Raw genomic sequence first — 23,130 nt, 5'->3', positions numbered from 1 at the left:
CCGCAAATTACGACAAAAACAGCTAACAAAATTTTATATATATTCTAGGATAAAAATTAAAAGCTCGCATAAAGTTAGACTAAGAAGTATTTTTCTGATTAAAATTCATTTCCATTCGAAATTAAATCATTTATCCAAGGGATAAAATAGGCGTTTGTCACATTATTTTGGCCTCTCACGTATACTAAACAATGAATGAGAGGTGACTCAAATGGAGCAACCGGTAACCTTAAAGAAAAATGGTCAAATTAATATTGTTTTAAATGGCGAGCAAAAGAAAATCAAAGTATCTACAATCAATAAATCTGTTGAACAAGAGTCAGAAGAAATTCATACGAAACATGAACCGTTAAAGAAAATCGAGGAAGAAATGAGTACCCTAGTTGGAATGGGTGAATTAAAGAAAATCATTAAAGAGGTTTATGCATGGATTTATATCAATAAAATACGTGAACAGCAAGGATTAAAAGTCGGTAGCCAAGTACTCCATATGATGTTTAAAGGGAATCCAGGCACCGGAAAAACAACGGTTGCACGTTTGCTTGCCAATCTTTTTAAAGAAATGAATGTTTTGTCAAAAGGTCATTTAATAGAAGCTGAGAGGGCAGATTTGGTCGGAGAATATATAGGTCATACTGCACAAAAGACGAGAGATCTTGTTAAGAAAGCATTGGGAGGTATTTTATTTGTAGATGAAGCCTATTCGTTAGCTCGTGGTGGCGAAAAGGATTTTGGAAAAGAAGCGATTGACACATTGGTAAAACAAATGGAAGATAAAGGAAATGAATTTATTTTGATTTTAGCTGGATATGACAAAGAAATGGAACATTTCCTTTCTTTAAATCCAGGTCTTCGGTCACGTTTTCCGATTATTGTTGATTTCCCTGATTATACTGTTGACCAACTTATGCAGATTGCTACTAAAATGGTTTCTGAGCAACAATATGTTTTATCTAAAGAAGCGGAATGGAAATTAAAAGATCAGCTTCAAAAAGTAAAATATACGAAGTCTTCGCATGTTTTTAGTAATGGAAGATATATTCGCAATGTTATTGAAAAATCTGTTCGAGCGCAAGCAATGAGATTGCTGGTAAATGATTCCTTTGAACGGGAGCAATTACAAACGATTCAAAGTCAAGATTTAGTATTTACAGATGACTAAATTAATGATAATGACTAAGGGTCAGCACTTCTGGTAATAATAGCAAACATAATAATCGACAAGTCGGTTATTAAGCTGCGATTTCCTGAAGCGCTAGACCCATATGTGTTGAAGAGACTATTATATATGGTGTTAAGATTTCTCTAATTATGCCTGGACATTGATTCTTGCTTTTGGTAACCTCCATTGAAAACGTAATGATAATAGTCTAAGCACAGTAACGACCATAAATAGTCCGTATAATTCCATATCCGTAACCACTACATTATAGCTAATTGCAACAGCGGTTACGATTGTCCAACTAGCATATAATTCATCGCGGAAGACCAATGGTTTCCTTCCTGCTAATAAATCTCTAATAATTCCACCCCCGCAACCGGTCAAAAGGGCTGCGACAATAATGGCACTTAGTGGATGCCCCATCTCTTTTGCATACAATGCTCCTTGAATAGCAAAGGCGCCTAAACCCACAGCATCAACCAAATTCCCCCATTTGTTAAAATGCCTACTCAAGTGAGCAGGAAAAAAGAACAATAAGGATATCGCAATAAAAGCAATAATAAACAGTGAACTTTGTTCCCAAATCTTTTCGACAGGCACCCCAATTAGAAGGTTCCTAATGGTCCCACCCCCGAAAGCACAGGTAAACCCTAAAAAATAAACTCCAAATAAATCATAATCACATTCTTCGCTCAATGCTACCATCGCTCCACTTAAGGCAAAGGCAATCGTACCAATAACATTGAATACGTCCCACATCATGTTGTCATCCACCCCAAAAAAAATTCATAAATATTAAAAACTGTTAAACAATATGACTAACATATAAAGAATTTTAATTGTACACCATGTTTTTAGCAAGAAGAAAAAGAAATAATGAAATAATTCCTTTACTTTGTTATAGTAAAAGAAATTAATAAAAGGTAGGGACAAATCTTGATCGAAACAAGTCAAAATACAGAAGAACGTGCATTATTAGTAGGATGTCAATTGCCTTACATGGACGAAGAGAGATTTCTTTATTCGATGGATGAATTAGCATCATTAACTAAAACGGCTAATGGTGAAGTGATGCTCACGTTGTCGCAAAAAAGGAATCAAGTCCATTCTGCTACTTATATTGGAAAAGGGAAATTAGAAGAAATGAGTAAGCTTGAAGAAGAGCTTGATATTGATGTGATCATTTTTAATGACGAACTTTCTCCATCACAGAACCGAAACTTATCCGCAAAGTTTAAAGCAAGAGTAATTGACCGCACACAATTGATACTTGATATATTTGCGTCAAGAGCAAAATCAAAAGAAGGAAAATTACAGGTTGAATTAGCTCAATACCAATATTTGCTACCTCGTATTGGGGGTCAAGGTATTGCTTTATCTCGTCTAGGTGGAGGGATTGGTACGAGGGGACCTGGTGAAACCCAACTTGAATCAGATCGTCGTCATATCCGCCGTCGTATTGATGAAATCAAGGCACAATTGCAAACGATTGTAGAACACCGAAATCGTTATCGTGAACGACGGAAAAAAAATCAAACTTTTCAAATTTCACTTGTAGGTTATACAAATGCTGGAAAATCAACGATTTTTAATCGATTAACAGAAGAAACATCGTTCGAAGAAAATTTACTGTTTGCAACGCTTGATCCGATGACCAGAAAATTGTTATTGCCTTGTGGATTAACGACTCTTCTAACAGATACAGTTGGGTTTATTGAAGATTTACCAACTTCTTTGATTGCTGCCTTTCGGTCAACACTTGAAGAAGTTAGAGAGGCAGATTTAATATTGCATGTTGTAGACGCATCCAATCCCGATTATTTCAACCATGAAAAAACAGTCTACCGAATCCTAGAAGATTTGGATATCCAAGAAATACCGATATTAACTGTATATAATAAACGTGATTTAGTTTCAAATCATTTTGTACCCTCATCTAATGAAATGGTATTAATCAGTGCGTATGAGAAAAATGATCTTGCCGACTTATTAAATAGAATTGAAAAAAAGGTCATTGAGCAAATGGAATACTACCATTTTTTTATTCCTGGTCAAGATGGCAGGATATTAGCGCAGTTGAAATCTGAAACAATTTTAGTTGAACAACATTACAATGAAGAAAAAGAGATGTATGAATGCAAAGGATTTATTAATCCAAATTTGCCTCTATATTATGAAGCAAAAGAATTTTTTACTCATTAAAGGAGCTATCGCATGTACGGAGAATTTGGGTATGGAAAACAAATAAGTACAGTTGTAAACGATGTAGAGGTCATGATTAAGCCTCTACATCAAGCTGTGGATGAAATTACAGAAAAAAATCAATTTCGAGTATTAGCGGGGTTTCGCAAGCACCAAGTGAGCGATTTTCATTTTACCCCATCAACAGGCTATGGCTATGATGATACTGGTCGCGATACACTTGAAAAAGTCTATGCATATGTGTTTGGTGCGGAAGCAGGTCTAGTTAGACCGCAAATTATTTCCGGTACCCATGCCATTTCGGTATCACTTTTTGGCGTATTGCGCCCTGGTGATGAACTGCTATACATAACAGGTCGACCTTATGATACTCTCGAAGAGATCGTAGGAATACGTGGAAATAAAAATGGTTCACTTCGAGAGTTTAATATAGGGTATGAATCAATTCCCTTAACTGAAGATGGAGCGGTTGATTATAACCGTGTTCAAAATGCTATAAAGCCAAATACAAAGGTAATTGGTATTCAAAGATCAAAAGGCTATTCTTCTAGACCGTCGTTTACAATACAACAAATAAAAGACATGATTACTTTTGTAAAAGAATGTAAATCTGACGTTATAGTGTTTGTAGATAATTGCTACGGAGAATTTGTTGAAGAATTGGAACCTTGCCATGTAGGTGCTGATTTAGTTGCTGGTTCACTAATTAAAAATCCTGGCGGTGGCCTTGTAAAGACAGGTGGCTACATTGTAGGAAAAGAAGACTTAGTTGAACAATGTGCATATCGCTTGACTGCACCGGGGATTGGCAGGGAAGCGGGTGCATCATTATATAGTTTACATGAAATGTTTCAAGGTTTTTTTCTAGCTCCTCATATTGTTGGACAGGCTGTAAAAGGTGCTATTTTTACATCTGCATTTTTAAGTAAACTAGGTTTTGTTACATACCCTGGCTGGAATCAAACAAGGACGGATCTTGTACAATCCGTTCAATTTAATAATAGAGAAATGATGATTGCTTTCTGTCAAGCGATTCAATATGCTTCACCTGTTAACTCGCATGTTAAACCAATGCCAAGCTATATGCCAGGTTATGAAGATGATGTAATCATGGCTGCTGGTACCTTCATTCAAGGAGCTAGTATTGAATTAACTGCAGATGGACCAATGCGCCCACCTTATGAAGTTTATGTTCAGGGAGGTCTTACCTATGAACATGTAAAAATTGCAATCATAACTGCTGTCAAGCATTTGCATGAAAATGGGCTCGTTCAATTATCAGACCAGTAAAATCAGCTGTCAGTTGTTGTCGAGTTAAGTAATAAAGCGTACTAAAAACTTTTTAGTGAAATCCATGTTAAATTACATAACATCATATTGACACTAAACTTAACAAATAGTAATATAATAAATAGATAGACAAATATAAAAAATCTAAATAGTTTACGGAAGGGGGAAAGGTTTTGGGTGACAATATTCGTCGCACTATGCCATTATTCCCGATTGGGATCGTCAAACAACTTACCGAGTTGTCAGCACGACAAATCCGTTATTATGAAGAAAATGAATTAATTAACCCGGCGAGAACGGAAGGGAATCGCAGAATGTTTTCTTTTAACGATGTTGATCGTTTGCTAGAGATAAAGAAGTTAATTGAACAAGGTGTCAATTTAGCCGGTATTAAACAGATTTTTTCAGTGCAAACTGAACAAGTATTTCGCGAACAAACTGAACCGGTTAGTGACGTCAAACAAGAACTTTCAGATGCTGAATTACGACGTTTGTTGCGGAAGGAATTAATCGATGCCGGAAGGTTTAATAAAACATCTGCGCGTCAAGGTGATTTATCAAGGTTTTTCCATTAATTTTCGTTTCTACTTTTAATTTATAATAGAAAAAACATTTAAAGAATTGGGGAGGACTAACAGCTATGGCAAAATACTCAAAAGAAGATATTAAACAAATGGCAAAAGAACAAAACGTAAGATTCATTCGCTTGCAATTTACCGATTTATTAGGAATTATTAAAAACGTAGAAATTCCAATCGGTCAATTAGATAAAGCGCTAAACAATCAAATGATGTTCGATGGTTCTTCTATCGAAGGATTTGTACGTATCGAAGAATCAGACATGTATTTATATCCTGATTTAGATACATGGGTTGTTTTCCCTTGGACTGCTGAAAAGGGTAAAGTTGCTCGTTTAATTTGTGATATTTACAATACTGATGGAACTCCATTTGCTGGTGACCCTCGTGGTAACTTAAAGCGTCAGCTTAAGCGTATGGAAGAATTGGGCTTTACTTCATTTAACTTAGGGCCAGAACCAGAGTTCTTTTTGTTCAAAGTAGATGAAAAAGGCGAACCATCACTTGAATTAAACGATAAAGGTGGTTACTTTGATTTAGCGCCAACTGACCTTGGTGAAAACTGTCGTCGTGATATCGTGTTAGAGCTCGAAGAAATGGGCTTTGACATTGAAGCGTCTCACCACGAGGTAGCACCCGGTCAGCACGAAATTGATTTCAAATATGCTGACGTAGTTAAAGCTGCCGATGATATTCAAACATTTAAGCTTGTAGTAAAAACAATTGCTCGTAAGCATGGTTTGCATGCTACATTTATGCCGAAACCTTTATTTGGCATTAGTGGTTCTGGTATGCACTGTAATGTTTCACTATTCAGAGGTTCGGAAAATTCATTTTTTGATCCAGATGGACCGCTGCAATTAAGTGAAATAGCATACCAATTTATTGCTGGTATAATGAAACACGCAGAATCATTTACTGCAATTTGCAACCCAACAGTTAACTCATATAAACGTCTTGTTCCTGGTTATGAGGCACCTTGCTATGTGGCATGGTCTGCGAAAAATAGAAGTCCGTTAGTTCGTATTCCATCTGCTAGGGGATTAAGTACACGTGTTGAGGTTCGTAGTGTAGACCCTGCTGCAAACCCATACTTAGCATTATCAGTAATCCTTGCTGCTGGTTTAGATGGAATTGAAAATAAACTAGTTGCTCCAAAAGCTGTAGATCGTAACATTTATGTGATGAACAAGCAAGAACGACTAGAGCATGGTATAACTGATCTACCGGCAACATTAGCTGTTGCACTGGATAAGCTTAAATCAAATGAGGTAATAATGGCTGCTCTTGGTGAACATATTGCTGAACATTTTATTGAAGCAAAAGAAATCGAGTGGGATATGTTCCGTACAACTGTACATCCTTGGGAAAGAGAACAATATATGTCAGTTTATTAATAAGGGAAAAACCTTGATACATTTAGTATCAAGGTTTTTTTGGTTGATGTTTTAAGTACTATGTCAAAGCTATCAATCTAAAGATTGGGAGCTTTTGTGGACTTTAATGTTTGTAACTGCATCAAATTTAATATGAGAAATTTTTTTAGCAGTATCTTCTATTTTAATTTCTTGGCTATTTGTATTGACTGATTGAATAATTCCTACAGATGTATTTATATAGCCGTTGGCATAATAAGAAAGAGTCACTTCCAAATTAAAATTCAGCGCTTCCATCAACTGAAGATTAATCTCTTCAAGCTCTTGTTCATCTAAGAGTGGTTTGGTAACCTTCTGATCGCTTTGCCATATGTCTCTCAATACTTGAGTATGTTCGGGTAACATCATAGCAGTCCATTTCATTGTACCACGATCTTTAATCATGATATAGCCTCCTTTAAATGATAAAAAATATAAAATTGCTGAGCAGTGTGGTTATGATTTATAAGAACAAATATTCTCGTTTATATTGATATTAAAACACATGTTCGCATATAATGTAAAGAAAGGAGGCGTATTAAAATGTTAAAAATTTTAAAGAACGCTTTAAAAGATCATACGCTAGTTGAAATAATCTATGTGACCAAAAATGGAGTTATTTCCCAAAGGATAATATATGTAAAGGCAATTACTGAAAACAACATTAAATCTTTTTGCTATCTTAGAAAGCGAATAAGAATATTTAAAATAGAAAATATTTTAGCAGTGCTGCCTTATCAAAAAAAGGTATGTTAGATAAGGAATCAAATCTTTATAGTAGTTTTACTGCAAATATTTGATGAAAATAAGCGACATAAATAAAAACCGAGGGAGGTGAATAACTAACGGTTTACTTGTGAGGTGCAAAACGGTAAATCGTAGACCGAATCAAATTAGCAAATCACATGAACCTCACAGTAAAAAGGGATTAGAGATGCAATATCTCTAATCCCTTTTTACTTTTCATTTTTCCCCGAAACCACCCGTAAGTTGTCCAATTTCATTAGATGCCAAAGCGAGTTTGATATATAAGCGGAGAAATTTCGCTTAATTAGGAAATGGCACTGAAAATAGCTTAAATAGACGGAAAGATTCCGCCAATTTACTCGAAAAACGTAAAAATGGGTACCTTTGCTTTGCTTAATCGGAAAATCTCCGCTTATATACCCCAAACCAAGCTCTATCCTGCTGTTTAACCGAAAAATCTCCGCTTATTATTACTAACTCTGGTTACTCAATTATAATCTACATACTAAATCTCAAAATCAAGCACCCTCCAATATTTATTTCATACCCTGTGATTTACAGACGATAAGTTATTAAAATTCGCCAAAATGTTTATAAATCAATAAAAAACGCACTGTGAATTATAAAGTGAATTCAAGTGCGCTTTCCTATGTGTTTTACAATGTTTGCACCTCTGAAGTAAACCTATTAGGTGAATAACTCTCTCGGTTTATGTTAAATATTATAGTAAATTTCTATATAATCCGATTACTTTTCCTAAAATGGTAACGTTTTGAAGAATAATTGGCTCCATGCTTGAGTTCTCTGGCTGAAGTCGAATGTAGTCCTTTTCTTTAAAGAACCGCTTAACTGTTGCTTCATCGTCCTCTGTCATTGCTACAACAATATCGCCATTAGTGGCTGTTTGCTGTTGACGTACGATCACCATATCCCCATCCAAAATACCTGCTTCGATCATGCTTTCGCCTTCAATTATCAAGATAAACACATTTCCATCAGAGGGTATTAATCGATCTGGCAGAGGTATATAATCTTCAACGTTTTCTATTGCAGTGATAGGAATTCCGGCTGTTACTTTTCCGATAACCGGGACATTTATAGTTTCACTTTTGGGAATACTATCAGTATCATCATTCGTTAATATTTCGATTGCACGAGGTTTAGTTGGGTCTCTCCTAATCAGCCCTTTTTTTTCAAGTCTAGCTAAATGACCATGAACAGTCGAACTTGAAGCTAAGCCAACCGCTTCACCAATTTCCCGAACAGAAGGTGGATAGCCCTTTAGTTGTACTTGTTGTTTAATAAATTCTAGGATATCGTTTTGCCGCTTGGAGATTTTTGTCATAGTTACACCTCAATTTTGTTTTCCATATATTAATAGAATTATATCAAAATTGGTAAGTATTCGCAAACATAAGTTCGAAAATCTATTTGAAATGATTGAGACAATAGCTTTTCTGGACATATTTAAGAAATTATAGTAAAAATAGTGGAGGATTAAAGAAAGGGAGGCATTGAATTGTTATCAAAGGATAAGATAAGTAGAATTAACACTTTATCAAAAAAGGCAAAACTGGAAGGGTTAACAGCTGAAGAAACAGCGGAACAAAAAGAATTAAGAGAGGAATATATTAAAACGTTTCGTAAATCTATGGAAAATACTTTACATTCAGTTAAAGTAATAGACCCAGAAGGAAAAGATGTAACACCTAAAAAGTTAAAAGAAAGTAAAAATAGAAAAAATAATCCATTGGTACATTAATTTTCCTATTAACTAGCGTAATTTATAAAATAAAAAGGTATAATAGGTAGGGAAAGTTTGAGCCAATTTGACAAATTTTATTTAATAGTTGTACAAATTGTTTTTCCATCTTATTATGGACAGGAATATAAAAAAAGAAAGGATGAAGTGAATGTCACTTTCAATCGAACAATTGTCGATTAGCTCGATTCGTACATTATCAATAGATGCGATCGAAAAAGCTAACTCAGGGCATCCTGGTATGCCGATGGGCGCTGCACCAATGGCGTATAAACTATGGACTAATTTTATGAATCACAATCCTAGTAATCCAAAATGGTTTAATCGGGACCGATTTGTGTTATCAGCTGGACACGGTTCAATGTTATTATATAGTCTATTACATTTAACTGGTTATGATGTTTCAATCGAGGATCTAAAAGGTTTCCGTCAGTGGGGAAGTAAAACACCAGGTCACCCTGAATATGGGCATACTCCAGGGGTGGAGGCAACTACGGGTCCTCTAGGTCAAGGTGTTGCAACTGCAGTCGGGATGGCGATGGCAGAAAGACATTTAGCAGGTAAATATAATAAAGATGATTTTGAACTTATTAATCATTATACATATAGTATTTGTGGAGACGGAGATTTAATGGAAGGTGTATCAGCAGAATCAGCTTCACTTGCAGGTCATCTTAAATTAGGTCGCTTAGTTATTTTATATGATTCAAATGACATATCTTTAGACGGAGATTTAAATCGCTCGTTTTCTGAAGATGTCATTAAACGCTACGAAGCGTATGGTTGGCAAGTACTTCGAGTAGAAGATGGGAATGATCTAGATGAAATAGCAAGTGCACTTGATGCAGCGCGAAACGATTTAGAGCGCCCGACATTAATTGAGGTAAAAACAACTATTGGTTTCGGCTCACCAAACAAAGGCGGTAAATCTGCTTCACACGGTGCGCCATTAGGGGCTGATGAAACGAAATTAGTAAAAGAAGCCTATAAATGGACTTTCGCTGAAGACTTCCATGTTCCTGCAGAAGTATATGAGCACTTTGAAAAAGAAGTGAAACAAAAAGGTCAACAGCTTGAAGAACAATGGAATAGCTTATTTACTCAATATAAACAAGCTCATCCTGAGTTGGGAACAGAACTTCAAACGGCAATTGATGGACTATTACCTGAAGGATGGGAGCAAAGTTTACCAACTTATCAAGTTGGAAAAGATAAGCCTGCTAGCAGAGATTCATCTGGCCAAGCTATTAACGCAATTGCTCAAGCAGTTCCAAGCTTTTTCGGTGGTTCAGCTGACTTAGCAAGTTCAAATAAAACAATGATGAAAGATCAAGGTGATTTTTCTTCTAGCAATTATAGCGGCCGCAATATCTGGTTTGGTGTTCGTGAATTTGCAATGGGTGCAGCCTTAAACGGACTTGCTTTGCATGGTGGGCTAAAAGTTTTCGGTGCTACATTCTTTGTATTCTCTGATTACTTGCGACCAGCAATCCGTCTCGCAGCATTAATGAACTTACCAGTTACGTATGTATTTACACATGACAGTATTGCTGTCGGTGAAGATGGTCCAACGCATGAGCCGGTTGAACAGTTAGCTGCATTGCGTGCGATGCCGAATCTATCTGTTATTCGTCCAGCTGATGGAAATGAAACAGTGGCAGCATGGAGAGTTGCGTTAGAAAGTGAAAACAAACCTACAGCTTTAGTTCTTTCTCGTCAAGGTCTTCCTACAATTGAAGGAACAGACCAACATGCGTATGAAGGCGTGAAAAAAGGTGCGTATGTGGTAAGTAAAGCTAGTAAGGATACGCCAGATGCTATTATTCTTGCTTCAGGTTCAGAGGTCAATTTGGGAATAGAGGCGCAAGCTATTCTTCAAAAAGAAGGCATCGCTGTATCTGTAGTAAGTATGCCGGCATGGGATCGTTTCGAAGAACAAACGCAAGAATACAAAGAAAGTGTTCTTCCAAAAGCAGTTAAAAAGAGAGTAGCGGTTGAAATGGGCTCATCACTCGGTTGGAATCGTTATGCTGGGGATGAAGGTACAATAATTGCTATCGATACATTTGGAGCGTCTGCACCTGGAGAAAAAATCATGCAGGAGTATGGTTTTACTGTTGAGAATGTTGTTGCTAAGGTAAAAGCAGTGCTTCAAAAATAATTTAGATAATGTAGTAGCTCCTCTTATTAATATTAATGTAAGGGGAGTTTCTTTCTACTTTAAATATGTAATAAAGCTGTAAATCGACAAAACTAGTGGAATCTTTCACCAGTAGATGACAATCATTTCCTTCTATTTAGGCTATACTTTACTAGAAAAGGTAGAGTAGGAGGAATGACGATGAGAAGCTATCATATTCATCTACTTACAGAGGAAGTAGCTTACGACTATTTTGGCAAAGAATTGCTGATTTTTAATTTGTTTTTAGAAAATAGACAGACAGCTAATGAATGTCTTATTCCTATATTAACGAATCAAATTAACTACATTACCAATCCAATTTCGATCATAGAAATCAATCGGTTTATTGAAAAAAGTTTGAATATAAAGCCTTTATATGAACAAGATAAGATCCAATTTACTTATAAAATTCGAACAAAACGCTCACAGTCTATGGCTAAATTAGAAGTATATGACCAATATTTATTACTTTCGTCCGAAGGTAGCTATGAAGCGGAAACGGCTTTTTTTGAAACACTTCGAAAATATAGTCCTTACTTTTTAGCAATGGATTTTGAACATGGACGTTTTGGTTGGCTAAATCCGATCAAGCAAAGACAATATGTTTAATTGTGGGATTGTGTCTAAAACTATTGTATATTAGAATCGGTTTTAGTAAACTGTAGTTTAGGACAACCATGAGGAGGAAAGTGTTTTTATGTGGACTTATATTTTAGTTGGTTTAGTGGCATTACTCGCAGGTGTAGCAATTGGCTTTTTTGTTGCTAGAAAATATATGGAAAATTATTTAAAAAATAATCCACCTATTAATGAACAAATGTTAAAGGTAATGATGATGCAAATGGGTCAGAAACCTTCTCAAAAGAAAATAAATCAAATGATGTCACAGATGAATAAACTACAAAAAAAGTAATAAAAGCATTAACGAAAAGGGCGCTCATTATTGAGTGTCCTTTTCATATTAAGGCTATTATCTAGATTGGTGCATTATGCCATTTTTTGATCATTTGCTTAACGTGCGCGAGGGGCATATAATATATAGTTAGGAATAAGAAGAAAGATAAGGGATGACGATTATGTTGTTAAGCATACCAACTATTTCAATAGAAGATGCTCTAAATGAAAATACTTTTTATATTGATGTTCGCTCACCAAAAGAATTTGATGAGTTTCATATTACTGGGGCAATAAATATTCCTCTATTTACAAATGAGGAAAGAGCAAAAATCGGTACAACCTACAAGCAAATAAGTCAGGAAAAAGCAATCGAATTAGGTGTTGAGATTCTTTCAAAGAAACTTCCTGATTTTTATCATAAATATAAAGAATGTGCGGAGATGAATAAAGAAAAAACGATTGTAGTGTATTGTTGGAGAGGTGGAATGAGAAGCAGAAGTATAGTCTCGATTATGGCAGCTATCGGAATACCGTTATTTCAATTGTTAAATGGTATTAGAAGCTACCGCCAGCTAATTGCTGCTGATCTAGAAAGATTGGGATCTGAGGAGAAGCCTTACATTGTGCTAGAAGGTCTTACAGGAACAAGAAAGACTGATATCTTACAGGCACTTGAATCAGAAGGTTATCCAGTTATTGATCTAGAAAGGCTTGCAGGACATCGTGGTTCCACATTTGGAGCAATTGGATTGAAACCTCGTTCACAAAAGGAATTTGAAAAAGGACTGTGGGAAAGACTATCTGAGCTAAAAGAATTTCCTTATTATATTATTGAGGCTGAAAGTAAAAGGATTGGGAAAGTCATTTTGCCCGACTTTATTTTAAAGGGAAAAGATCGTGGAGTTAGAATTCACATTAATGCATCAATTGAAAGTAGAGCAAAAGCTATTTGTGAGACTTATCAATTCGAGAAAAACTTTGCTGAAACATTAGAAGCGATGGCCGTTCTTAAAAAACGTATACCGCCTACTATAGTTGAGTATTTATATTCGGAATTGGAAAAAAAGAATTTTTCCGAGTTTGTTAGGATACTATTGGAAGAATATTACGATCCAAGGTATTCCTACGCAGCAAATAAACTTGATACACCTGTAAATTATGTTTATACGGATGATTTGAATGATGGGATTAATGTAGTGAAAGCTAAAATAAATGAATTAGTGAAATACAATGGACTGCTAACTATTTAGTTGGCAGTTTTTTTGATTTCTATATAGTCGATGGCAGGTTCAATTCTGCGTCTCTTAAGTTGGATTCGGTTACGCTAGAAAAGTCGAATTTCTGAAAATAAGTACTTTTGATATTGTATTTTTGGGGTAAGGGAAATATGCAACTTCTGCTTTAATTTAGTCTTATCGTTCTGAAAATTGTCACAAAATGTTGATTAAATTATTATGATTTTAGGAACTGATTTGATAGAATAAGAAAGGAATGAAGACTTTTTACCATCTAGGAGTTGTTTTTATGGCAGATGTGAACATATTTTTAGCCTTTGGTGCAGGGTTTTTATCATTTATTTCACCTTGTTGCTTACCTTTGTATCCTGCTTTTCTATCTTACATAACTGGTGTATCAGTTGCAGATCTAAAAGCAGAAAATGCAATACTACAAAGAAGAGCAATGCTGCATACACTGTTCTTTCTAATTGGCTTTTCAAGCATATTTATTATGTTAGGTATGTCGACCTCGTTTATCGGCCGTTTCTTTTTGCAATATAATGACTTAATCCGGCAGGTTGGTGCCATTTTAATTGTCTTTTTTGGTTTTGTTATTGTAGGTGTATTAAAGCCTGAATTTTTGATGAAAGATCATAAGTTGACTTTTAAAAATCGACCATCCGGTTTTATTGGCTCAATTATCATTGGAATGGGATTCGCTGCTGGTTGGACACCTTGTACTGGTCCGATTTTAGCGGCAGTATTGGCATTAAGTGTATCGAACCCAGGATCTGGTATGATGTATATGATTGCATATACATTAGGCTTTGCAATTCCATTTTTTATTATGACATTTTTTATTGGAAAAATGTCATGGATTAAGAAATATAATGTTAAAATCATTAAAATTGGTGGCTATCTTATGATTGTTATGGGGATCTTTCTTTTCTTTGACTGGATGACAAAAATCACTGCATATTTAATTAATCTTTTTGGTGGGTTTACAGGGTTTTAAATTGGAATTCTAATTTCATATATACTATAATATTAAGGGATTTCTATAGTTTGAGATTTTTAATACTTACTTAGTAAATAAACGTGGTGCAGCGCTTTATTAGCGCTGCATACCTGTCTAAAAGGTAAAAATTATTAATAGTAAATATATATTTGAAGTTTGTCGATAGTAAGTTGAAATGCTTTTCGTGCCGGTAATAATAATCTATGATTCGTAGAGGGCATTTCGTAAGGGGGAAAAGAATGGCTAGAGTTTTAATTGTGGACGATGCGAAATTTATGAGAATGACTCTTACAAATATATTGCAAAAAGGTATGCATGAAGTGGTTGGAGAAGGGGAAAATGGGCGCATTGGAGTAGAACTTTATAATAGACTTAAGCCAGATATTGTAATGCTAGATATCACAATGCCTGAGATGACAGGTATTGATGCGTTAAAAGAAATAAAGGCGCATGATCCCAATGCCAAAATTATTATGTGTTCAGCAATGGGGCAACAAAAGCTTGTCGTTGAATCGATTGAGTCAGGTGCTAAGGATTTTATTGTTAAACCATTTGATGAAAGTCGAGTACTTGAAGCGATTTCGAGAGTACTAGAAATGTAACATACATTTTAAAAGTATGAACCACTCTAGACCCAATATCTTTAGTGGTTCTTCGTTATTAAAAGGAACTAGAAATTTGCAAATGCACTTGATATATAGGGAAAGAAAGAGTGGTTGTTATGATAATTGTCGCTAGTTCAGTGGGTGCTGTAATAATGGCTATATTGGCAATTTTTGTTCGAATTCGCGCTGCCAAAAAACCTGCAACTATAAAAAAGATTATTTTGCCACCTGTTTTTATGAGCACAGGTGCTTTCATGTTTGTTTTTCCTATGTTTAGGGTTACTTTTTCTCAAGCTGCTGAAGCGTTTTTAGTAGGAGTACTATTCTCACTATTATTAATTAAAACTTCGAATTTTGAAATTCAAAACAATGAAATTTATTTAAAGCGTTCAAAAGCTTTTGTTTTCATATTGTTTGGATTATTAGTAATTAGAATTGCTATGAAATTAGTGCTTGGGCATTATATTTCATTTGGAGAAACAAGCGGGATGTTTTTTATTCTAGCATTTGGAATGATTTTACCGTGGCGGATTGCGATGTATTTTTCTTATAAAAAACTAGAAAGCACACTTGAAAGTAAAACCTTTCATAAAGTTCAAAAGGCATAAATAGAGAATGTTGATAAGAATAAAGGGAGCCATTGTCATGAATTGACGATGGGCTCCCTTTTTTACTAGCTTGTTATCTTTTGAAGAAGAGTGCATTAGTTTAAAAGTAATGCTCATATGTGGAGAGATCAATTTCTTTTTCTTTTAGTGTTTTTCTCAAAAATTTATGATCTCTCTTTGGGGTAGCTTTTATATACCCTTGAATAACGAGCTCTTGAGAAATTTCAGCTGCTTGCTTTTCAAGCGCGATTTCCCCGATTTTTGCCGCGATTTTTTGTCTTGCAACATCACGAAAGAGTTCAGGTACCGGTTTAACTAGCTCTTCTAAGAAATCCTTTTGTTCTTGTGGCCAAAGATGCCTTGTCTCTTTTAAGTAATGCTCTTCCCAATCCATAATTGATTTTCCGTCTTCCTTTGGTAGCCGTTTCAAAAACTTTCTAAACATAAAATACCCACCAATAAAAAGCATCGAAATCATAAATATTGTCCAAAAAAAGATTAACCATTGTATCCAACTGTCAAACATTATGTTCCACCTTCCGCGATAAATAAACAGATCATTATTATATGATACTATTTTATCAGTAAAGATGCTAGGAACCAACTAAAAACAAAACGCATAAACAGGACGGAACTTGAGATGATAATAAAGTGAAAGGCTTCATCCCACGCTGATTGTTAGTACCTAAAGGTATGACCTAAAGGCCCTTAAACCAATCGGGCGTTTACTGGCTGTTAATCCCCACTAACAATTCATTGGTATGCTCTCGAATTCTTGACGTGGGGGGCTTACAGCCAGTTAATCGCGGGATAAATGGAAAGGAGTGATAAATTTGACAAATAGGAAGAAAAGACATAACGAGAAGAGCGGAAGTCAAAAAGGCAAGCCGTTTAGCGATGCAATGAGTGCTGCTGATAATGTGATGTCTGCAGAGGAAATGGAAAAGGCCATTCATCCGACACGTGAAAAAATGAGTGATGGCTAAAAACTTCGGGTGTATTAATTGAAGTAATAGACCAGACATCATACTGCATAATATTAGCCCTATAATGTTAATGTTTCTTTGAAGAAACAAATTAACTTGTGGGGCTAAGATGGTGTTAATTTATATGCTACTCGATGAAGTCAAAATTCCATGATAAGCATACATAATGGATTACTGGAAATATATTCGGTATATATTTTTAGTATAATAGTTGAAATCATAATTCTATTAAAGTATAATCTATTATAGTTGTTAATTAACGGGATTGGATGGGGTACTGGTGTCCTCCACGGTCTTCAAAACCGCTTGTGACCTGCGTGCCAGGTTAGGTGAGTTCGATTCTCACACAGTCCCGCCAAAAAACCGCTCTATGACGGCATTTATCGATGATTTAACCGGTGATTAAAAACGGTGTATAAAACGGTTTTCTATATCGGATTTTTAGGTATTTTTGATAAGACCGTATTAAACCGTAAGATTAAACCGTGTTAGTATTAAGTCGAAATCCGTGTTATATACATAACTCGTTCCTGCTACGATACTTTATTGTAGGAGGAATTTTTTTTATGCAAAGAAAACCATTACGTAAATTTAAACGGAATACTTTCGTCGATTCTTCTAAGGTGGAAGGGTTAACTATGCGGGAGATGTTCGAAAATTTTATGATAATTAAAAAGTCGGAAGGGTTATCTAAACGCACGATCGACGAATATTATATTAACTTCGATTATTTCCTACGTTATACTGGCGATGATTTAACAGGCGAACAAATGACGACTGAACGTTTTGTAAGATGGATAACGCATATGAGAGAAGAACAAGACTTAGCGCCAGCTACTATTAATATTCGTGTTAGAACGATGAGAGCGTTCGTCCGTTATTGTTACGAGGAAAAGGCGTGGATATCAGAACCGATTCATAAACGATTTAAGCCGGTTAAGGCTCCGATTGATAACGTAGAGTCCTTTACTCCGGAGGAAGTGCGGCGATTAATAGGGGTAATCGACGAGACAAGTTACACCGGTTTCAGAACAAAAGTTATCCAATTTGTTTTACTAGATACACTCGTTAGGTGTACGGAATTAATTAATATTAAGCGAAAGAATATCGATTTAAAAAACGGTAGTATTTTATTAGAAGGTGATGGCACTAAAACGAAAGTATCGAGATACGTACCTATCTCAGCGAAAACAATTAAATTACTAAAAGAATATATAGACGAAACAATGGAATTTGGTAGCGAGTATCTCTTCGTTTCATACGAAGGGGAGAAGTTAACGACGTCTACTGTTAGAAGTGATATTGCTGATTGCGGTAAACTAGCGGGCATTACTAATAAACGTGTATCACCGCACACGTTTCGACATACAGGCGCTTTATTTTATATTATGAACGGCGGAGATCCTTTCTCGCTACAGAAAATATTGGGCCATTCTCATATGAATATGGTACGTCGATATATACAGATGTCTAACGCGGATATTAAGTACCAACATAATACATTTAGTCCGCTTAATAGCGTATTTAAATAGTAACTAACGTCACCTAATCGGTGGCGTTTATTAGTTATATGGGCAGACGATGTAAAATGATAATCCAACGTGTAAAAACGATAGGGAGTCGGATTACAAATAACAGCCGTTCCAATCGATTACACATTCGAATAATGAATGATTCACAGTCCGACTAAACCGAGTTAATTACCAGTATATACATATAAGATAAAACTCGGAAATATTAATTATTTCCCGTTTTAGTTTACTAGAGTTTTACTGAGTGTTTACGGTGTATTAACGTGCGAAATCGTTGGATTCTATTGGACGTTTTACACGATTCAATCCGACTATTTTTCGATGAATTAGCGTTTACATTACTTTACAAATACGTAACTTTTCCCGAATATACGTAATTACATCGGCTGCAACGTCCTGATGGACGCGTCTCTCAAAACTTTCGAGAGGTATAAATTAAGCACTATTTTATTTCGTAGAAGTCAAGATACTACTGTAAAAATACGAAGATAATTACGATCGCTAGCGTGAAACCGCATAGAAACGCCATTCTTAACTTTAGATTATTACGTAAAATAATTGTTATGTGTAATAATGTAACCTTCGAATACTTAGGCCCGCCACAGGGGGGGCGACCCCATTTTATTTCTACATCTTACTCTCTTAAAATGCGCAAAATAAAAATAACTTTCGATTTTTGATTAATGGAGTTTATAACGTTTATCCTCTTACTAAGATGGCGTCACTTTTTTCGTACAAGCAGTTATTAATTAGTTGTTACCGTCATATTACTTTAATAAACGATTATTAAGGAGTTATGTAATGGCGGATAAAATACAAATTACCAGGAAGTCAGTCGCATTTAATATCGACGACCCCGATCAGATGGCGTTATTAGAACACGCTAGTAAACGGGCGAACTTCTCGTCGTATATTAAACGATTAATCCAACGGGATTTAGAAGGCGGTGTAGTACCGCAGAATCAAACTATTAACGACTGGGAGCAATTAATAACCGATTTACAGACGGAAGGATGGACGCCACAAAAGGTACAAAAGGCGTTAAAAATAGTTCAATCGTTAAATAATATGTAATTTTTTAATGAAATTTTCTGAATAGACACGCATATTTCCGAGACTTCCCGCATAAATTGGCGTAAGAGAGCGCCAATTACTTAGGCGAGTTATGTGCTTAAAATTTAACGTTAATAAAACAAGACGTCTGTTACCGTTTATTCGGTATCAGGCGTTTTTTATGTATATCGTGCAATTATCTGTAAATAATGAAAATTAAAGGAGGTGTCATATATGAAGAAAGGCTATATTTTAATAGCGGTATTAGTGTTTGTGGCATTATTCGGCGCTATAACTAACCCGTCTAAAGCTGATTATGTAGACTGGGCAAAAACCCAAGTTAATCAGGAAAGTGGAATTATTGTCGGTTTTATCGGTGGAGCAATATTTGATAACTATACTACTCAAAATAATTACGGAGTATTTAGCGTTTATAAAACGGCTATGGGAGAGAACGAAGATATAACCGCAGTAGGTTTATTTGGAAATTTTATATGGCTAGGTCAAAGCGGCTCCTTTAAATAAGAAGGAGCCTTTTTGTTTTTCTTATATTCTCCATATATCCTCGATATGTGCTCCAAGTTCCTTTGCTATTCGATAAGCAACTGGCAGCGTCGGTAATCTCTTACCGTTTACAATCTCGTTTATCGTTCCCTGGCGTACTCCAATACGTTCAGCTAACCACGTTTGTTTTATTCCACGGTCTTTCAATATATCTTTCAATCGACATTCCATTTCTAGCATGACGTCACCGCCTTATTTTCGTTGTTTTTATATTCTATGAATGACGTCAGTAATCCTTTAATTAATTTTTTACACGATGGACAGGCAAGTTTTATAACGGACGTCATATACTCTACTATTCAACGAAAAGGAGTGAAGTTAAATGACGAAAGAATTAGCGATTCAATTAATGACGTCAGAACGTATTTACTTAACAGAGGAAGGACGTAAGTTACTAGAGGAAATTATAAAGGAAGTGACGTCAAATGTACCGGCCAACCGTTAGAATGGATGACGTCTATAAAGATTATCTCGAAGAATTAACAGAAGTCACGACGTTAGATCGTAATCAACTAATCCGACTAGCATTATTCTCTGCTCCATTTAATCGATTATTTATCGCACAAGTCGAGACTCATTTGAAAGATAACTCCTCCCTTCCTTCCGCTAAATGGGAGGTATTCGATCATGGATATTGGTTGGAACAGACGTATAAATCGTTAGAGGGGGAGAATGACGTCAATGTTAACGTATCAGGAGCGGCAGAAACTAGACGAGATTCTATCGGTATTGAAAGAGAAGGAAATCAAGTCGATCGACGTATCCAACCGCAGCCGAGACGAGAAGGGACGGTTTTCAACAACGAACCCATTAAGTGTACCGGAGGAATCCGATTCAGCTTATGATTACAGTAGAATCGATTGGCTGCCGGTTAGAGGAGATAGTACTACGTATGAAAGGCGACGCGTGTTAACGCCTGGCGAAAAGGATAGTTTAATAGTAATTGGATTTCTAGCGATCATGGCCGTTCTATTTTGACGGCTTATTTTTTTTGCAACAAAAAAGCGAGATGGTTTAATCATCGTCGCTATTTTTGTTTCTTTCGTATTCAGCTTTATGTTCTAAAAATTCTTTCTGTTTATTTATTGTAGACATATTCCATACTTCGCTTTCTAATTCAAGTGTTACTAATTCGTTTATATCTTCTACCTTTAAAGCGTTCGCAATCCTTTCTATATGATCGATTGTAATTCGCTCAACTACTCCCCGTGCTAGATTTGAGACTGCATTAGGTCTCATTCCAGTCATTTCAGCCAGTTCCTTTTGAGTAATTCCTTTTTCTTTTAATAAATCTCCTAACCGTATGACTAAAACTAAACGGTCGGTATCACCTTCGTTAGATTCAATAAGTATTTGATTTATTTCTTCTTTTGGTAATTTTTTCAAATATAATCAACCTCCTCTCATTGTCCATTATAAAATTTTTGGAAAAATATCGCAATATCGTCTTGACGATATTATCGCTTATGCGTTATTATAAGAAACGAGATATCGTATAAGCGTTATTTGGAAGGGGGGATTAATAATGAATGAAATTAACTGGCACCTTAACAACGATGATTTTAGAAAATTCTTGTTAGGTATGGACGTGAAATTACAAATCGAAATTTATCTAAACTCAGCGAAAGACGATTTCAGCAAAGAGTATTTAATCAACGCAATTATTAAGGCGTATAATCAGCGCACAACTCAACGTTTGAGAGGTGATGTAGAGTGAAAACGATTTTTGATAAGTTACTCGATAACATCGAAGAACATGATCGAAAATTTTCCCGTTGGTTAACCGATCAGACTTCTTTTATTACGTTAAGAAGGGAGTATGAAACAGGATTTAAGACTGATGATTTCCGAATGATGTTAACAGGGACTCCGCAAAACATACTGGTTTACATTATCTCTGACGGTTTAATGTTTCGATATTCAAGCGGTGATTTCAGTTTATTAAAAATAAGCGTTTTTGAAGTAAAAGCATTTGCGGAATTTGCAGGTTACCAACTTGTTAAGGAGCGATAGTATGAAATTTACACTGTTAAATTATGAGGATGCTTACGTATTAGTGGAGATCGGTAAATTAAATCGAGGTAAATATCAGGTAGCTGTTATCGACGAAAATTACCCATTTCAATCGGTAGAAATCGATGAAATAACTTTCTCTTTATTTTTCGAAATGAAAGACATTGTTATAACGCAATGTAGAATCGACCCAATCACGTTACAAGAATTAGGAATTAACATCTTTGGCTTACCTCAAGAAGAATGGAGGAAATATTATGTTATCGACAAAAAAGGAGATAGTGGATTGCTTATATAGATACGAAGAAACTGACGGCTCGATATCATCGGTTAATCTTCAAGGTTTAAAAATTAGCGATAAGTACGTCATTACCATCGATAGCGAAGGATATGTAATATATCAGATTTCATATCAGATTGATAATCAAATCATTATTGACGTTGATTCTAAATTTTGTATAGGTATCCATATTCAAAATATCGGCGACCCTGAGGAAACTTTATCGATTGAAATGGTAAATGAGTTATCTGCAGTCGATTTTATGAAATATTTAACCACATTATATTGGAGGTAATGGATTTAATGATTAATAAGCCGCGTGTAGTCGAAGTTATGAACAACCAAATCTGGGAGGACACGGGTGAACCATTTGGCATTAAGCGTACTGGCATACTATACGGCGATCACCGTTTTCTAGTCGCTGACTTCGACGGAATATCCGTATGGCAACTAGAGCCAGGTAGTTTTGAAATCATAGACGGTACGCCTTGCATATTTGAAATGAATTTACCTCGTATCCGGATACCGGAAGATGTTATTGATTTTAATAAAGTAGTAGAAATGGATATGTACGAATTTATCGACTACTTAATAACGTTAGAGGATACGCTAGATTTTAAATAAGAAAGACGCGTAGGAGAACCGCCATTCTCTTACGCGCCACTACTAAAAACATAGACGGAGGTTATTATACATGAAAAAAGTACAAGTTGCTATTTATGATTATTGTACAGTTGCACAAAAACCATATTTCTTTGCATTTGATTCGTTTATTATTTCTCAAGATTTAGCAATTACGATTGTTGACGATCGTTTCGCTACATTAGAACGTATACGCCCGTCAGAAAAATTCGAAGGCTGCTGGGAGAATTTTGGCAGTGACTATATGGAATTTCAAATATCCAAAGATGCGTGCGAGTACATACGCGAAAACTACAAATCGATGACAGAGACGGAACTACTTGCGTATGTTTTGGACAAGCGATTGAAGTAAAACTCGACGGCGTAAATACTGGCGG

32 protein-coding genes and 1 tRNA gene are annotated in these 23,130 nt (G+C 35.6%); 27 read left to right on the top strand and 6 right to left on the bottom strand.

Annotated elements, in window-relative coordinates:
* The first annotated feature begins 211 nt into the window (after positions 1 to 211).
* Positions 212 to 1,162 carry a stage V sporulation protein K gene (gene spoVK / locus C1724_RS11160; RefSeq protein WP_102346858.1) on the top strand — a complete coding sequence of 317 codons (951 nt, stop codon included), beginning with the start codon at positions 212 to 214 and terminating at the stop codon, positions 1,160 to 1,162.
* 147 nt (positions 1,163 to 1,309) lie between these two features.
* Here the strand turns inward: spoVK and C1724_RS11155 are convergent, their stop codons facing one another.
* The gene (locus C1724_RS11155; RefSeq protein ID WP_102346857.1) at positions 1,310 to 1,924 is read right to left on the bottom strand and encodes a trimeric intracellular cation channel family protein; all 615 of its coding nucleotides are present in this window, start codon (positions 1,922 to 1,924) and stop codon (positions 1,310 to 1,312) included.
* Positions 1,925 to 2,098: 174 nt separating this feature from the next.
* Between C1724_RS11155 and hflX the strand changes: the two genes are divergently transcribed.
* The 4 genes from hflX (at position 2,099) to glnA (ending at position 6,629) form a co-directional block, all read left to right on the top strand.
* Complete coding sequence (gene hflX / locus C1724_RS11150; RefSeq protein WP_102346856.1) at positions 2,099 to 3,364, top strand: GTPase HflX; 1,266 nt, start codon at positions 2,099 to 2,101, stop codon at positions 3,362 to 3,364.
* Between the two features lie 12 nt (positions 3,365 to 3,376).
* Complete coding sequence (locus tag C1724_RS11145; RefSeq protein ID WP_102346855.1) at positions 3,377 to 4,654, top strand: methionine gamma-lyase family protein; 1,278 nt, start codon at positions 3,377 to 3,379, stop codon at positions 4,652 to 4,654.
* Positions 4,655 to 4,827: 173 nt separating this feature from the next.
* On the top strand, positions 4,828 to 5,229 hold the full coding sequence (locus C1724_RS11140; RefSeq protein ID WP_102346854.1) for a MerR family transcriptional regulator: 402 nt from the start codon (positions 4,828 to 4,830) through the stop codon (positions 5,227 to 5,229).
* Between the two features lie 65 nt (positions 5,230 to 5,294).
* Entirely contained in the window at positions 5,295 to 6,629 is a 1,335-nt protein-coding gene (gene glnA, locus C1724_RS11135) for a type I glutamate--ammonia ligase (RefSeq protein WP_102346853.1), read from the top strand.
* Positions 6,630 to 6,701: 72 nt separating this feature from the next.
* Here glnA and C1724_RS11130 read toward each other — a convergent pair whose 3' ends face one another.
* Positions 6,702 to 7,052 (bottom strand): YolD-like family protein, encoded by a 351-nt coding sequence (locus C1724_RS11130; RefSeq protein WP_102346852.1) that lies wholly within the window; start codon positions 7,050 to 7,052, stop codon positions 6,702 to 6,704.
* A 138-nt stretch (positions 7,053 to 7,190) separates the two neighbouring features.
* Here C1724_RS11130 and C1724_RS11125 point away from each other — a divergent pair, with 138 nt between their 5' ends.
* Entirely contained in the window at positions 7,191 to 7,403 is a 213-nt protein-coding gene (locus C1724_RS11125; RefSeq protein WP_102346851.1) for a hypothetical protein, read from the top strand.
* A gap of 712 nt (positions 7,404 to 8,115) precedes the next feature.
* Here C1724_RS11125 and lexA read toward each other — a convergent pair.
* A complete protein-coding gene (gene lexA, locus C1724_RS11120; protein ID WP_102346850.1) occupies positions 8,116 to 8,739 on the bottom strand; it encodes a transcriptional repressor LexA in 624 nt (207 codons plus the stop codon).
* A gap of 174 nt (positions 8,740 to 8,913) precedes the next feature.
* Between lexA and C1724_RS11115 the strand changes: the two genes are divergently transcribed.
* From C1724_RS11115 to C1724_RS11080, 8 genes are all read left to right on the top strand, one after another.
* Complete coding sequence (locus C1724_RS11115; protein ID WP_102346849.1) at positions 8,914 to 9,156, top strand: DUF896 domain-containing protein; 243 nt, start codon at positions 8,914 to 8,916, stop codon at positions 9,154 to 9,156.
* Positions 9,157 to 9,307: 151 nt separating this feature from the next.
* Complete coding sequence (gene tkt / locus C1724_RS11110) at positions 9,308 to 11,317, top strand: transketolase (RefSeq protein WP_102346848.1); 2,010 nt, start codon at positions 9,308 to 9,310, stop codon at positions 11,315 to 11,317.
* Positions 11,318 to 11,497: 180 nt separating this feature from the next.
* Positions 11,498 to 11,947, top strand: a complete 450-nt coding sequence (sirA, locus tag C1724_RS11105) for a sporulation inhibitor of replication protein SirA (protein WP_102346847.1) — start codon at positions 11,498 to 11,500, stop codon at positions 11,945 to 11,947.
* 88 nt (positions 11,948 to 12,035) lie between these two features.
* Positions 12,036 to 12,251: a YneF family protein gene (locus C1724_RS11100; protein WP_102346846.1), complete on the top strand. Its 216-nt coding sequence runs from the start codon at positions 12,036 to 12,038 to the stop codon at positions 12,249 to 12,251.
* A 163-nt stretch (positions 12,252 to 12,414) separates the two neighbouring features.
* Positions 12,415 to 13,485, top strand: coding sequence for a tRNA 2-selenouridine(34) synthase MnmH (mnmH, locus tag C1724_RS11095; RefSeq protein ID WP_102346845.1), 1,071 nt, complete (start codon positions 12,415 to 12,417; stop codon positions 13,483 to 13,485).
* Between the two features lie 274 nt (positions 13,486 to 13,759).
* Positions 13,760 to 14,467: a cytochrome c biogenesis CcdA family protein gene (locus C1724_RS11090; protein WP_102346844.1), complete on the top strand. Its 708-nt coding sequence runs from the start codon at positions 13,760 to 13,762 to the stop codon at positions 14,465 to 14,467.
* Between the two features lie 242 nt (positions 14,468 to 14,709).
* Positions 14,710 to 15,072: a response regulator gene (locus C1724_RS11085; RefSeq protein ID WP_102346843.1), complete on the top strand. Its 363-nt coding sequence runs from the start codon at positions 14,710 to 14,712 to the stop codon at positions 15,070 to 15,072.
* A 119-nt stretch (positions 15,073 to 15,191) separates the two neighbouring features.
* Positions 15,192 to 15,683 carry a CcdC family protein gene (locus C1724_RS11080; protein WP_102346842.1) on the top strand — a complete coding sequence of 164 codons (492 nt, stop codon included), beginning with the start codon at positions 15,192 to 15,194 and terminating at the stop codon, positions 15,681 to 15,683.
* A 100-nt stretch (positions 15,684 to 15,783) separates the two neighbouring features.
* Here C1724_RS11080 and C1724_RS11075 read toward each other — a convergent pair whose 3' ends face one another.
* Positions 15,784 to 16,209 carry a DUF2621 family protein gene (locus C1724_RS11075; protein ID WP_102346841.1) on the bottom strand — a complete coding sequence of 142 codons (426 nt, stop codon included), beginning with the start codon at positions 16,207 to 16,209 and terminating at the stop codon, positions 15,784 to 15,786.
* Between the two features lie 307 nt (positions 16,210 to 16,516).
* Between C1724_RS11075 and C1724_RS25600 the strand changes: the two genes are divergently transcribed.
* The 5 genes from C1724_RS25600 (at position 16,517) to C1724_RS11060 (ending at position 19,779) form a co-directional block, all read left to right on the top strand.
* Positions 16,517 to 16,669 carry a hypothetical protein gene (locus C1724_RS25600; protein WP_180994244.1) on the top strand — a complete coding sequence of 51 codons (153 nt, stop codon included), beginning with the start codon at positions 16,517 to 16,519 and terminating at the stop codon, positions 16,667 to 16,669.
* Positions 16,670 to 16,930: 261 nt separating this feature from the next.
* Positions 16,931 to 17,027, top strand: a tRNA-Sec gene (locus tag C1724_RS25595).
* 208 nt (positions 17,028 to 17,235) lie between these two features.
* The gene (locus tag C1724_RS11070; RefSeq protein WP_102346840.1) at positions 17,236 to 18,201 is read left to right on the top strand and encodes a tyrosine-type recombinase/integrase; all 966 of its coding nucleotides are present in this window, start codon (positions 17,236 to 17,238) and stop codon (positions 18,199 to 18,201) included.
* Positions 18,202 to 19,002: 801 nt separating this feature from the next.
* Positions 19,003 to 19,275 carry a hypothetical protein gene (locus C1724_RS11065; protein WP_102346839.1) on the top strand — a complete coding sequence of 91 codons (273 nt, stop codon included), beginning with the start codon at positions 19,003 to 19,005 and terminating at the stop codon, positions 19,273 to 19,275.
* A 213-nt stretch (positions 19,276 to 19,488) separates the two neighbouring features.
* Complete coding sequence (locus tag C1724_RS11060) at positions 19,489 to 19,779, top strand: DUF4359 domain-containing protein (protein WP_102346838.1); 291 nt, start codon at positions 19,489 to 19,491, stop codon at positions 19,777 to 19,779.
* Between the two features lie 21 nt (positions 19,780 to 19,800).
* Here C1724_RS11060 and C1724_RS11055 read toward each other — a convergent pair whose 3' ends face one another.
* Positions 19,801 to 19,998, bottom strand: coding sequence for a helix-turn-helix transcriptional regulator (locus C1724_RS11055; RefSeq protein ID WP_308410496.1), 198 nt, complete (start codon positions 19,996 to 19,998; stop codon positions 19,801 to 19,803).
* Positions 19,999 to 20,140: 142 nt separating this feature from the next.
* Between C1724_RS11055 and C1724_RS26080 the strand changes: the two genes are divergently transcribed.
* Entirely contained in the window at positions 20,141 to 20,263 is a 123-nt protein-coding gene (locus C1724_RS26080) for a hypothetical protein (protein WP_258000376.1), read from the top strand.
* On the top strand, positions 20,244 to 20,663 hold the full coding sequence (locus C1724_RS11050; protein ID WP_142386548.1) for a hypothetical protein: 420 nt from the start codon (positions 20,244 to 20,246) through the stop codon (positions 20,661 to 20,663). Before C1724_RS26080 ends, C1724_RS11050 begins: the two co-directional genes overlap by 20 nt.
* 169 nt (positions 20,664 to 20,832) lie before the next feature.
* On the opposite strand, the gene C1724_RS11045 is transcribed toward C1724_RS11050, so the two are convergent.
* Positions 20,833 to 21,204: a helix-turn-helix domain-containing protein gene (locus tag C1724_RS11045; RefSeq protein WP_258000375.1), complete on the bottom strand. Its 372-nt coding sequence runs from the start codon at positions 21,202 to 21,204 to the stop codon at positions 20,833 to 20,835.
* 139 nt (positions 21,205 to 21,343) lie between these two features.
* Between C1724_RS11045 and C1724_RS11040 the strand changes: the two genes are divergently transcribed.
* From C1724_RS11040 to C1724_RS11015, 6 genes are all read left to right on the top strand, one after another.
* The gene (locus C1724_RS11040) at positions 21,344 to 21,535 is read left to right on the top strand and encodes a hypothetical protein (protein WP_102346836.1); all 192 of its coding nucleotides are present in this window, start codon (positions 21,344 to 21,346) and stop codon (positions 21,533 to 21,535) included.
* The gene (locus tag C1724_RS11035) at positions 21,532 to 21,831 is read left to right on the top strand and encodes a hypothetical protein (protein ID WP_102346835.1); all 300 of its coding nucleotides are present in this window, start codon (positions 21,532 to 21,534) and stop codon (positions 21,829 to 21,831) included. Before C1724_RS11040 ends, C1724_RS11035 begins: the two co-directional genes overlap by 4 nt.
* Position 21,832: 1 nt before the next feature.
* A complete protein-coding gene (locus C1724_RS11030; RefSeq protein ID WP_102346834.1) occupies positions 21,833 to 22,129 on the top strand; it encodes a hypothetical protein in 297 nt (98 codons plus the stop codon).
* Entirely contained in the window at positions 22,089 to 22,406 is a 318-nt protein-coding gene (locus C1724_RS11025) for a hypothetical protein (RefSeq protein ID WP_102346833.1), read from the top strand. The genes C1724_RS11030 and C1724_RS11025 overlap by 41 nt, the downstream gene beginning before the upstream one ends.
* The gene (locus C1724_RS11020; RefSeq protein ID WP_102346832.1) at positions 22,406 to 22,735 is read left to right on the top strand and encodes a hypothetical protein; all 330 of its coding nucleotides are present in this window, start codon (positions 22,406 to 22,408) and stop codon (positions 22,733 to 22,735) included. Before C1724_RS11025 ends, C1724_RS11020 begins: the two co-directional genes overlap by 1 nt.
* A gap of 70 nt (positions 22,736 to 22,805) precedes the next feature.
* Complete coding sequence (locus tag C1724_RS11015; RefSeq protein WP_102346831.1) at positions 22,806 to 23,105, top strand: hypothetical protein; 300 nt, start codon at positions 22,806 to 22,808, stop codon at positions 23,103 to 23,105.
* Positions 23,106 to 23,130: the final 25 nt, after the last annotated feature.

The sequence above is a fragment of the Bacillus sp. Marseille-P3661 genome (assembly GCF_900240995.1).
Taxonomy (GTDB): Bacteria; Bacillota; Bacilli; order Bacillales; family Bacillaceae_J; genus OESV01.
The sequence above is the reverse complement of the archived record's forward strand: the minus strand, read 5'-3'. Positions and strand labels throughout refer to the sequence as shown.